Origin of the sequence: Streptomyces beijiangensis (assembly GCF_017315755.1) — a bacterium.
In the GTDB taxonomy this organism is placed as follows: Bacteria; Actinomycetota; Actinomycetes; order Streptomycetales; family Streptomycetaceae; genus Streptomyces; species Streptomyces beijiangensis.
Window position 1 is genome coordinate 1 of record NZ_JAFLRJ010000344.1, and the last position, 11166, is coordinate 11166.

Genomic DNA, 11166 nt, shown 5'->3' on the forward strand with positions numbered 1-11166 from the left:
CGCCCTGCAGGGCGTCGGCTCGGCGCTGATCGCCCCCTCCACCCTCGCCCTGATCACCACCAACTTCGCCGAGGGCCCCAAGCGCAACCACGCGCTCTCCATCTACACCTCGATGGCGAGCATCGGTGCCTCCCTCGGTCTTGTCGTGGGCGGCATGCTCACCTCCTGGGCATCCTGGCGCTGGGCACTGCTCATCAACGTCCCGATCGGCGTGGCGGTCGCCCTCGCGCTCCCCCGCCTCGTCAGGGAACCCCCGCGCCACACCGGACACTTCGATGTCGCGGGCGCCCTCACCGGCACGGCGGGCATGACCTCGCTCGTCTACGGCTTCATCCGCGTCTCGGACGGCGGCTGGAGCGACACCGCCGCCCGGATCGCGTTCGCGTCCGCCGTCGCGCTGCTCGCGCTCTTCACGTACGTCGAGAGCCGCGCCGCCCAGCCCATCGCACCCCTGCGTCTCTTCGCGAACCGCAACCGCGCGGCCGCGTACATCAACGTCCTGCTGATCCCCGCCGGGATGTTCGGCGCCTTCTTCTTCCTCACCCAGTACGTGCAGAAAGTCCTGGGATACGGGCCTTTGCAGGCGGGCGTGTCGTTCCTCCCGCTCACCGTCGCGATGTTCACCGTGCTCCGGTTCGTCCCCCGGCTGCTGCAGCGCCACGGCGCCAAACCGGTCCTGGTCACAGGCGCCCTGCTGATCTCGGGCTCCGCGCTCTGGCTGACACAGTTGAGCCCGACCGGGAGTTACGCGGCCGGGCTGCTCGGCCCCATGGTCCTGCTGGGGCTCGGGGTGGGAATGAGTTTCATGCCGCTGAACGCGACGATCCTCGCGGGGGTGGGCACGCGGGACGCCGGCTCCGCGTCCGGCCTGCTGCAGACGCTGCAGTGGCTGGGCGGGACGCTGGGGCTCTCGGTACAGGTGACGGTCTTCGGCACGGCGACCCGGCATGCCACCGGATCACCTCAGGCCGTACTGACACACGGCGCGACCAGCGCGTTCCTCGCGGGAGCACTGATCACACTCTGCACGGTTCCGGTCGCCGCCCTTGTGATCAAGGGCAGGCGAACGGTCCGTAACTGAATCAGAGCTTGGTCAGCTTGGCGTAGGGGCTGAGGATCCTCCCCTGACGCCCTGAGAAATCGATGAGCACGGCGTCGTTGTCGCCCTCGATTCCAATGATTCGACCGAGTCCGAACTGGTCATGCGAAACCCGGTCCCCCACATCGAAGATCTCGATGGGTGCGGCAGCTTGGGCCGGGCGGTTGAAGGGACTGGAGGGCAGGTGGCGCCGGGATCCGGCTGACTTAGTCATTGCTCTCAGTATGCGCCCACCGGACCCCTCACGCCATGTCCGTCATTCCGCAGGACCTTGATCACCGGAACTGGGGCCGGGTCGCGCCACGCCCCGCCTCAAGCAGCAGGACCGTGCGGAAAGCGCTGTCCGTCGGACCCCTCGCGGCATGCTGTCCGGCCTTGCCCGACGGGGCGTGACCGGCCCGGCAGCCCGCCAGGTTCCAGGTGCGGACGGGCACGTCCCGGGGGATGCCGGCGGCCGCGTCGCCGTGGCGGCTCCAGGCCGCCCGCTCGTCCGTAACAATCAGGACTCGGTCACGGTTTCGGCAGTGCTTACGAACGGCCTCGGCGGTGTCGGTACCGCCGGGGCCGCCTGAGCGATTCAGGACATTAGGGACACGCTCGCACTTCCGGCACTTCACGGGCGCGCCTCCCGTGGCCGATCCGTCGGGGGCGCATGAAAAGCTGGGTGTCCGTAGATCGCACCGGACGAGATCGACCGCAGGAGCGCGGCCGAAGCCCGCACCAAGGGTTTCAGGGACGGCGCAACCGAGCGCGCCCCCGTACGCGTCGCACAGATCGTCATCAGCCCGAAGGGGGCCACCGCATGGCACAGGTCGCGGGGTACCGGATCGTCGCACCGCTCGGCGGGGGCGGGGATCAGCTCGGGATCACACCCGACGGGCGTTATGTCCTTGTACGTACCGTCAGCGAGCGGCTGGCCGCCGACCCGGAGTTCCGGGAGCACTTCCGGCGTGAGACGACCGCCGCCCGGACCGTGAGCAGCCCGTACACCGCCGACGTGGTGGCCGCCGACGCCGACGCGCCGCGGCCGTGGGTCGCCGCCGAGTACTGCGTGGGCACCTCGCTCTCCGAGTCCGTCGCGGCCCTGGGGCCGCTGGGCCCGGGCGAGCTGGGCACGCTGGGGACGATGGGAGCGGAGGCCCTGCGCAGGATCCACGGGGCCGGGCTCGTCCACCACGGCCTCAAGCCCGCCACGGTGGTCCTCACCCGGGGCGGGCCGAGGATCACCGGCTTCGGCGGTTGCGGGAGCGGCGGCTCACCCGGCTTCATCGCGCCCGAGCTGCTCAGCGGTGAGGGCGGGGCGGGGCCGGCCGCGGATGTGTTCGCCCTGGGCGCGCTGCTCGCGATGGCCGCCACGGGCCGCAATCCGCACGGTGCGGGCGGCGCCCAGCAGGTGCTCTACCGGACCCGGCACACCGGGCCCGATCTGGTGGGCGTACCGGACGGGGAGTGGCCGGGGCTGCTCATGCGCTGCCTCGCCAAGTACCCCGCCGACCGTCCGTCCGTACCCGAACTGGCGCAGTGGTGTGCGGGGCGGGCCGGCGACGGGCCGTGGTGGGAGCGGGAGCCGCTGATCTCGATGATCGGGGACGAGGAGGCGTACGTCGCCGAACTCGCCTCCGGGGAGGACGAGTCCGGCGACGCGAGCATCGACGGCTGGGGGATCAGCGGGACTGGCGCTTCCACGGCCCTGTGATGGCGAGCATGATGCCCGGCACCTGGATGTTGGCGAACAGGGTGTGTCCGTCGGGCGAGAACGTCACGCCGGTGAACTCGCTCCACTCGGGCTTCTCGGCCGTGCCGATGTTGAGCTCGTTGCGGGCGATCGGGTAGGTGACGCCGCTCTCGGTCGCGCCGAAGAGGTGCGAGACGCCCTCGCCGTCCTCGGCGATGACCAGGCCGCCGTAAGGCGAGACGGTGATGTTGTCGGGGCCGTCGAAGGCGCCGTCCTTGGAGGGGTCAGGGTTGACGCCCAGGAGCACCTTCAGGGTGAGGGTGCGGCGCTTCGGGTCGTAGAACCACACCTGGCCGTCGTGCTGGACGGGGCTCTCGTCACGGGCGAACGAGGCGACGATGTAGGTCCCTCCGTCGCCCCACCACATGCCTTCGAGCTTGCGCGCCCGGGTGACCTGCGTGTCGGTGAACTGCTTGCGCACGGAGACCGTCTTGGCGTCGCGGTCGGGGACGTCGACCCAGTCCACGCCGTAGACCGTGCCGATCTTGGTCGCGCGCGAGAGGTCGTCGACGAACGCGCCGCTCTTGTCGAAGACCTTGGTGGCCTGGAGGACGCCCGCGTCGTCCGCGAGAGTGCGGAGCTTGCCGCGGCCGTGCTTGAAGCCCTCCGGCGGGGTCCAGCGGTAGAGCAGGCCGTTGGGGCCCGACGCGTCCTCGGTGAGGTAGAGGTGGCCGCGCTTGGGGTCGACGACGACGGCCTCGTGGGCGTACCGGCCGAGCGCCTTGATCGGCTTGGGGGCGCGGTTGGCGCGGCGGTCGTACGGGTCGACCTCGAAGACGTAGCCGTGGTCCTTGGTGAAGCCGTTCTTGCCGGCCTTGTCCTCGGTCTCCTCGCAGGTCAGCCAGGTGCCCCACGGGGTGGCCCCGCCCGCGCAGTTGGTCGCGGTGCCGGCGATGCCGACCCATTCGGCGACCTCGCCGCCGCGGTGCACCTCGACGACCGTGCAGCCGCCGGCCGCGGCCGGGTCGTAGACCAGGCCTTCGGTGAGCGGGACGGGGTGCGGCCAGGTGGCGCGGGCGCCGGCCAGCTCGTGGTTGTTGACCAGGAGCGTGGTGCCGCGCGCACCGGCGAAGGTGGCGGTCCCGTCGTGGTTCGACGGGGTGGACTCGCCCGAGTCGAGCTTGGTGACTCCGGTGCGGGTGATGATCCGGTACGAGAAGCCCTTGGGCAGCGCGAGTATGCCCTTGGGGTCGGGGACCAGGGCGCCGTAACCGGGCGCGTGGTGGTGCCCGTGGTCGTGCCCATGGTCGTGCCCGTGTCCGGAGCTGTGCTCCTCGGCGGCGAGGGCGCCGGGCGCGGTCGCCAGGGCGCCGACGGCGCCCGTGAGCGCCACGCCCGCACCGGTGAGTGCGGACTGTCTGGTGAACTCCCTGCGGCTGAGCGGCATCGCGGGTCTCCTGAAGGACTCGTACGGCTCGAACGGTTGCGGGCTCACGGTCCCGCCCGCGTATAAACGGCGGTTGAACAGCACCCGACTTCGAGAGGCCTTTCCCCATGAATCTCCCAACAACCGGTCGGCGGATCCTCATCAGCGGGGCATCACGCGGTCTGGGCCGGGCGGTCGGCCAGGCCTTCGCGGCCAACGGCGACCGGATCGCGGTGCACTACGGGTCGCGCGAGGACGACGCCAGGGCGACCCTCGACTCTCTTGCGGGTACGGGCCATGTGCTGGTCGGCGGCGACCTGTCGGACCCCGCGGGGGCGGTCGCCGTCGCGGACGCGGCGGCCGAGGGGCTCGGCGGGATCGACGTCCTCGTGAACAACGCGGCGGTCAATGTGCGCCATCCGCTCGCCGAGACCTCGTACGAGGAGTGGGCGGCGCTCTGGCAGCAGCATGTGTCGGTGAATCTGCTGGCCACGGCGAATCTGAGTCATCTCGCCGCGCGCCGCATGATCGATGCGGGCACGGGCGGGCGGATCGTCAACATCGGTTCGCGGGGCGCCTTCCGGGGCGAGCCCGACCACCCGGCGTACGGGGCGACCAAGGCGGCGGTGCACGCACTGGGACAGTCCCTGGCCGTCTCCCTCGCCCCGTACGGGATCGGGGTGGCCTCCGTGGCGCCCGGGTTCTTCGAGACGGAGCGGGTGGCCGGGCGGCTCAGCGGGGCGGAGGGCGACGCGATCCGGGCGCAGTCGCCGTTCGGCCGGGTGGCCTCGGCGGAGGAGGTAGCGGCCGCTGTGCTGTGGCTGGCGTCGCCGATGGCGGAGTGGTCGTCGGGCTCGGTGCTCGACTTCAACGGCGCCTCCCACCTCCGAACATGATGAATCTTCATAAACAAGGTCAACTGGAAAGAATCACCTCCAATCTGAAGATTTAGTGCAGAATGCCTTGACCCTCGGTGCGGTCACGATTAGACATGGCCTTACCTGCTTCACCCGTTGGGGAGGCGAGCCAGTGGACGCAAAACAGGTTCGCAGCCTCCACGAGAGTCGGCTCTTGCAGCTGGCCAACGTGACCGGGGTGGGCATCGGGAGGGACGAGCACTCGGGAGAAGACGTCATTGTCGTCTTCGTGACCCGGACAGTGCCCCGTGACCGGCTCCGGCAGGAAGACGTGGTTCCGGACGAGCTCGACGGCATACCTGTGCGAGTAATCGCGATCGGGAACGTCGACGCCCAGCACGACGAGTCGTAACGGAACCCTGTGCACCGATCTAGCAGAAGAGAAGGTGGTCTGGCGTGAGCCAGCCCGAGATGATGCGCGGCCCGACAGGCGGGCAGATCAGTGACAGTTCCCGACAGCAAGCGACGTCCGACTTCATGCGGCCGCAGTCGCCGCTCGCCAATGTGGTGGGCTTCGGCCACGGAATGAAGTGGACCGACGGACGGCCGACCGGCGAACAGGCCGTCGTCGTGTTCGTCACCCAGAAGGTTCCCGAGTCCATGCTGCCCGAGCGGGACGTCGTCCCGCAGCAGATGGACGACGGCACCCCGACCGACGTCATCGCGGTCGGTCATGTCTCCGCACAGCGCCATCAGCAGCAGCGCGGCCAGCGTGGCGTGCCTGCTCAGGAGGGGTCCTACCGCGGCGACGGCAATGTCTCCGAGCAGCTCGCACAGCTCTCGCAGCCGATGCTGGAAGAGCTCCGTGAACTGGGCTCCCTGGAGCCGCAGACCCTCAAGCGCCGTATGCGGCCCGCCCCTTCGGGCATCTCCGTCGGGAACGTACGGGTGACGGCCGGCACGCTCGGCAGCGTGGTGTACGACTTCCTGCCGGGCGCCACGACGGACCCGCCCGGGCCCGGTCTCGGCACCCCGTCCGCGTTCTACATCCTCTCCAACAACCACGTGCTCGCGGACTGCAACCGCGCGCCCCAGGGCAGCGCGATCGTGCAGCCCGGCGTGTTCGACGGCGGGCAGGACCCGGCGGACCGGATCGCGACACTGGACCGGTTCATCACCGTGCAGTTCGCCCCGCAGATGCCGCTCGAGCGGCAGAACAACATCGTCGACGCGGCGCTCGGCAAGGTCGAGTTCCAGGACGCGACGCGTGAGCAGTACTTCAGCGGCACACCGCGCGCCTGGCGCCGCAAGTCCAACGTGGCGGTCGGCGACCAGGTGAAGAAGACCGGCCGTACGACCAACATCAGCTTCGGCCGCATCATCGCGACCGACGCGACGATCGACGTCAACTACGGTACGGCGGGCACCGCCCGCTTCAAGGACCAGATCCTGACCACGAACATCTCGGCGGGCGGCGACTCCGGTTCGCTGGTGACCTCCCCCGACAACGTGGCGCTCGGCCTGCTCTTCGCGGGTTCGACCGTCGTGACCGTGGTCAACCACATCGAGAACGTCCGTGCGCTGCTGCGCGTCGAAATCGCCGAGCAGCTGGCCTGACGGGAGGAAGCATCATGACCACTCAGGCACGCAAGTCGTCCAAGGGACAGTCGTCGCGCTCCGAGCACCGCTACCTCAATCCGCAGGGCGCGGAGGTCAAGACGCGTGACGAGGCATTCGCCACACAGCAGGACGTGACGGCGGACGCCGTCCAGACGGAGGCCAAGCTGGAGCTGCACAACGGCTCCATCACCTTCGCCATCGAGGTGAAGTACAACCCGAACACGTACCCGCACGTGGTGTCCGGTGGAAAGATCACCAACGGCATCAGCGGCGCACCGTGGGAGATCACGGGCGGCTACATCGGCGAGCAGCTCAGGCTCGACGCGAAGCGGACGGGTCAGGGGTCGAGCGCGAATACGGTCACGATCGTCGGGGAGTACCAGAATCCGCCGGCGTACCGGGGCACGTACGGGTTCGACGGGGCTTCGTCTTCGTTCAAGCACACGACGAAGTACGAGTGCTGACACCGTAGTTGTACGAGGGGGCGGGGTCCGGGGCAACCCGGGCCCCGCCCCTTCCCGCGCCGGGGCGGTCCTCCCGTACGCGACCTTCGGCCGCGTGTCCTCAAGCGCGGGACGGGCTATTTATAGCCCGTCCCGCGCTTGAGGACCGGGGTCTGGGGCGGAGCCCCAGGACCGTCAGCCTCGCGACCTCGCCTTGAAGGCGGCCTTGCGCGCGTCCTTCGCCGCCCTCTTGTCCGAGTGCAGCCGCCCCATCGCCTCCAGCACGTCCGCCGTAGCCGGGTGGTCCACCCGCCACGCCGCCTCGAAGAAGCCGGCGTGCTGCCCGACGAGCCCCTCCACCAGGCCCTGGAGCTCCTCCAGTTCGCCCTCCTCGTCCAGCTGCGCCGCAATCGTGTCGATCGCCAGCCAGAAGATCATCGACTCCGGCGGTGCGGGCACGTCCGTGGCGCCACGCTCGACCAGCCAGACCCGCGCCAGGCCGCCCAGTTCCGCGTCGTCGAGCACCCCTCGCACCTCGGGCTCGGCCTCGTCCGCCGCGACCAGCGAGAGCGCCTGCTGGCAGTGCAGCCTGCGCAGCGGCGCGCCCTGGTCGGCGCCGCGGGCCGCGGCGAGCAACTCCCGTACGGCAGCGGCCGGTTCGCGTCCCTCCAGCCAGCCCAGCGTCTCCGCGCGGGCCGCGCGCTCCGGGAAGCCGGCCAGTGCGTCGAGCAGTACGTCGGCCCCCTTGTCGGCGAGGTCCCCGACCGCGGGCGCGTCCACGCCTGCGTCGAGCATCCGCGCCCTGATCCCGTACAGACCGAGGGGGGTCAGCCGGACCATCCCGTAGCGCGAGACGTCCTCGTCGTCGACGAGTTCCGCCGGCTCCTCGCCCTCCTCGACCATCAGCGCCTCGTCGACCGGCTGGTACTCGACGAGCCCGATCGGCTCAAGGACCCGGAACTGGTCGTCGAGGCGCATCATCGCCTCGGACACCTGCTCCAGTACGTCGTCCGTCGGCTCCCCCATGTCCTCGGGGACGATCACCGAGGCGGCCAGCGCGGGCAGCGGAACCGCTTCGCCCTCGGGCCCTTCCCCGGTCACGGTCAGCAGGTACAGATTGCCGAGTACGCCGTCGAGGAACTCCGCCTCGACCTCCGGGTCCCAGTCCAGCGCATCGAAGTCGATCTCGCCGTCCTCGCCCACGAGATCGGCGAAGTCGTCGAAGAGGGGCGCGATCGCGTCGCCGTACACGGCCTCCAGGCCTTCCAGCCACAGCCCGAGGATCTCCTGCGGGCCGCCGGAGGTGACCAGCGCCAGGTTCTCCCCGGCGGTGACGGTGCCTTCGCCGTCCTCCTCCTCCGGGTCCTCGACGTCGAGCAGACCGATGTCGACGGCCAGGCGCCACGCCTCGCTCGCGTACGCCGCCCCGTCCTCGTCGGCGGCGAGTCCGAGCGCATCGGCCGCTGCGGGCAACTGCTTCTCGACGAGTTCCCCGCCCGCGGCGACCCGTGCATCGGGCCCAGCCCAGCGGGCGAGCAGGACGGCCCGCGCCAACAGCGGCGAGGCGAGCGCGTCGCGCGCGAGCTCCGCGTCGGAGTTCAGCCGCACCGGCGGCAGGGTCGGGCGGTCTCCGGACATCGGTGGTTCTCCTTGGGGGGTTACGGATCGGGAGCGCCCCAGCGTAGACGTATTTCGCCCCATGCCACCCGGTTCATGTACCCGTCAGCTGTCGTCCACCGGGGAACCCTTGACAACTCCCCTGCCCACACAAGAGATTTACGCGCGTAGAACACTGAGAACGACGCCACCCTCCGCCCCTCGTCCCTCCGGAGTTCCGTGATGCCTGCCTCCCGTACGCACAGCCTCCCCAGATCGGCCGCGGTCGCGGCCGTCGTCGCCGCCGCGCTCGGCGCCGGCCTGCTCGCCGGTACGTCCTCCGCCTCGGCCGCCGAGGTCCGTATCCATGACATCCAGGGCACCACCCGCATATCCCCGCTGGCCGGCCAGAAGGTCGAAGGCGTCCCCGGCATCGTGACCGGCATCCGTACCTACGGGTCCTCCAAGGGCTTCTGGTTCCAGGACGCGGCCCCGGACGACAACGCCGCCACCAGCGAGGGCGTCTTCGTTTTCACCAGCTCGAACCCGACGGTCGCGGTCGGCGACTCCGTCACCGTCTCCGGCACGGTCAGCGAGTACGTCCCGGGCGGCGCGTCCGGCGGCAACCAGTCCCTCACCGAGATCAGCAAGCCGACCGTGGCCCTGGTCTCCTCGGGCAACCCGGTCCCGGCGGCGACGGTCCTCAACAGCCGCTCGGTGCCCGACCGGTACACCCCGGGAGGCGACACCGCCGCCGCCAACAGCATCAACGGCCTCACCCTGCAGCCGAAGAAGTACGCCCTCGACCTCTACGAGTCGCTGGAGGGCATGAACGTCCGTGTCGGCTCGTCGAGGGTGACCACGGCCACCGACGCGTACGCGGAGCTCTGGGTCACGGTCAAGCCGCACGAGAACGCCACCCGGCGGGGCGGCTCGCTCTATGCCTCGTACGAGGACCAGAACACCGGCCGGCTCCAGATCCAGTCGCTGATCCCGACCGCCACCGAGCCCTTCCCGACCGCCGACGTCGGCGATGTCGTCACCAGTGGCGCGCAGGGCCCGCTCGACTACAACTCCTTCGGCGGCTACACGCTGCTCGCGAACAACTCGCTGACGGTGAAGGACAACGGGCTCAAGCCCGAGGTCACCCGTAAGCAGCGCAAGGGCGAGCTGGCGGTCGCCACGTACAACGTGGAGAACCTCGACCCGACCGACCCGCAGTCGAAGTTCGACAACCTCGCGGCGGCGGTCGTCGACAACCTCGCCTCGCCGGACATCGTCGCCCTGGAGGAGATCCAGGACAACAACGGCGCGAAGAACGACGGCACGGTCGACTCCAGCGTCACCGTCAAGAAGTTCACCGACGCGATCGTGGCTGCCGGCGGCCCCGCCTACGAGGCGCGCACGATCGACCCGGTGGACGGCAAGAGCGGCGGCGAGCCCGGCGGCAACATCCGCCAGGTGTTCCTCTTCAACCCCGACCGGGTCTCCTTCACGGACATCCCGGGCGGCGACGCCACCACCGCGACCACGGTGGTGGGCGCGAACGGCCGGGCGAACCTCTCGGCATCCCCCGGCCGCATCGACCCGTCCAACGCGGCCTGGAACGCCAGCCGTGTGCCGCTGGTGGGCCAGTTCTCCTTCCGCGGCAGCAAGGTCTTCGTCATCGCCAACCACTTCTCCTCGAAGGGCGGCGACTTCGGCCTCACCTCGCAGTTCCAGCCGGTGCCGCGCTCCTCGGAGACCCAGCGCCATCTGCAGGCGCAGGCGGTGAACACGTTCACCAAGGAGATCCTGAAGGCCGACAGGCACGCGAGTGTGCTCGCCCTCGGTGACATCAACGACTTCGACTTCTCCGACACGACGAAGCTCGTCGAGGCCGGCGGCGCGCTGTACTCCGGCATCAGGTCCCTGCCGAAGAGCGAGCGCTACACCTACGACTACCAGGGCAACTCGCAGGTCCTGGACCAGATCCTGGTGTCGCCCTCGATCCGCGAGGACGGCTTCTTCTTCGACAGCGTCCACATCAACTCGGAGTTCGCGGCCCAGAACAGCGACCACGACCCGCAGGTGATCCACTTCCGCCCGTAGCCGGTAACCCGGTCCGTGTCGCGCGGATGCCTGCCGGGCGGCATCCGCGCGACACGGACACCACCCGGGGCGGTCGTGATCAGCGCTTGAAGGCGCGCCTGATCCTGTCGCCTGACTGCTTGAGGCCGCCGGCCGTCCGGTCGGCCGTGCCCTGCCTCTGCAGACTCCGGTTGCCGGTCCTCCTGCCGAGGCGTTCGGTGATCCGGCCCTGGTACTCCTGGGCCTTGTGCTTCATGGTGCGTCCAAAGCTCATGACTGTCCTCTGTGGGGGGAATGCGATCGGTCCGCCGGTTCACCGGCGGCTGCGGTAGGACCTGCGTCCTCCGCGGCCACGGCTCCGGCCGCGTCCGCGGCCGACC

General features: G+C 70.0%; 11 protein-coding genes. 7 read left to right on the forward strand and 4 right to left on the reverse strand.

Features of this window, described 5'->3' with window-relative positions:
- Nucleotides 1–1081 (forward strand): MFS transporter (locus tag J0695_RS30100; protein WP_206967337.1); only part of this gene is annotated, 1081 nt, incomplete at its 5' end.
- Between the two features lies 1 nt (nt 1082).
- Here J0695_RS30100 and J0695_RS30105 read toward each other — a convergent pair.
- Nucleotides 1083–1313 carry a CarD family transcriptional regulator gene (locus J0695_RS30105; protein ID WP_206967355.1) on the reverse strand — a complete coding sequence of 77 codons (231 nt, stop codon included), beginning with the start codon at nt 1311–1313 and terminating at the stop codon, nt 1083–1085.
- A 588-nt stretch (nt 1314–1901) separates the two neighbouring features.
- Here J0695_RS30105 and J0695_RS30110 point away from each other — a divergent pair.
- On the forward strand, nt 1902–2795 hold the full coding sequence (locus tag J0695_RS30110; protein WP_206967339.1) for a protein kinase domain-containing protein: 894 nt from the start codon (nt 1902–1904) through the stop codon (nt 2793–2795).
- On the opposite strand, the gene J0695_RS30115 is transcribed toward J0695_RS30110, so the two are convergent.
- Entirely contained in the window at nt 2764–4221 is a 1458-nt protein-coding gene (locus J0695_RS30115; protein WP_206967340.1) for an alkaline phosphatase PhoX, read from the reverse strand. The genes J0695_RS30110 and J0695_RS30115 overlap by 32 nt on opposite strands.
- 107 nt (nt 4222–4328) lie before the next feature.
- Between J0695_RS30115 and J0695_RS30120 the strand changes: the two genes are divergently transcribed.
- The 4 genes from J0695_RS30120 (at nt 4329) to J0695_RS30135 (ending at nt 7141) form a co-directional block, all read left to right on the forward strand.
- Nucleotides 4329–5096, forward strand: a complete 768-nt coding sequence (locus J0695_RS30120; protein ID WP_206967342.1) for an SDR family NAD(P)-dependent oxidoreductase — start codon at nt 4329–4331, stop codon at nt 5094–5096.
- A gap of 133 nt (nt 5097–5229) precedes the next feature.
- On the forward strand, nt 5230–5469 hold the full coding sequence (locus tag J0695_RS30125; protein WP_206967344.1) for a hypothetical protein: 240 nt from the start codon (nt 5230–5232) through the stop codon (nt 5467–5469).
- 44 nt (nt 5470–5513) lie between these two features.
- Nucleotides 5514–6674, forward strand: a complete 1161-nt coding sequence (locus J0695_RS30130; RefSeq protein ID WP_307798808.1) for a chymotrypsin family serine protease — start codon at nt 5514–5516, stop codon at nt 6672–6674.
- 14 nt (nt 6675–6688) lie between these two features.
- Nucleotides 6689–7141 carry a hypothetical protein gene (locus tag J0695_RS30135; protein ID WP_206967346.1) on the forward strand — a complete coding sequence of 151 codons (453 nt, stop codon included), beginning with the start codon at nt 6689–6691 and terminating at the stop codon, nt 7139–7141.
- Between the two features lie 174 nt (nt 7142–7315).
- Here the strand turns inward: J0695_RS30135 and J0695_RS30140 are convergent, their stop codons facing one another.
- Entirely contained in the window at nt 7316–8758 is a 1443-nt protein-coding gene (locus J0695_RS30140) for a hypothetical protein (RefSeq protein ID WP_206967347.1), read from the reverse strand.
- 201 nt (nt 8759–8959) lie between these two features.
- Between J0695_RS30140 and J0695_RS30145 the strand changes: the two genes are divergently transcribed.
- On the forward strand, nt 8960–10807 hold the full coding sequence (locus J0695_RS30145) for a DUF8508 domain-containing protein (RefSeq protein WP_206967349.1): 1848 nt from the start codon (nt 8960–8962) through the stop codon (nt 10805–10807).
- A 79-nt stretch (nt 10808–10886) separates the two neighbouring features.
- Here the strand turns inward: J0695_RS30145 and J0695_RS30150 are convergent, their stop codons facing one another.
- Nucleotides 10887–11060: a CsbD family protein gene (locus J0695_RS30150; RefSeq protein WP_206967351.1), complete on the reverse strand. Its 174-nt coding sequence runs from the start codon at nt 11058–11060 to the stop codon at nt 10887–10889.
- Between the last annotated feature and the right edge of the window lie 106 nt (nt 11061–11166).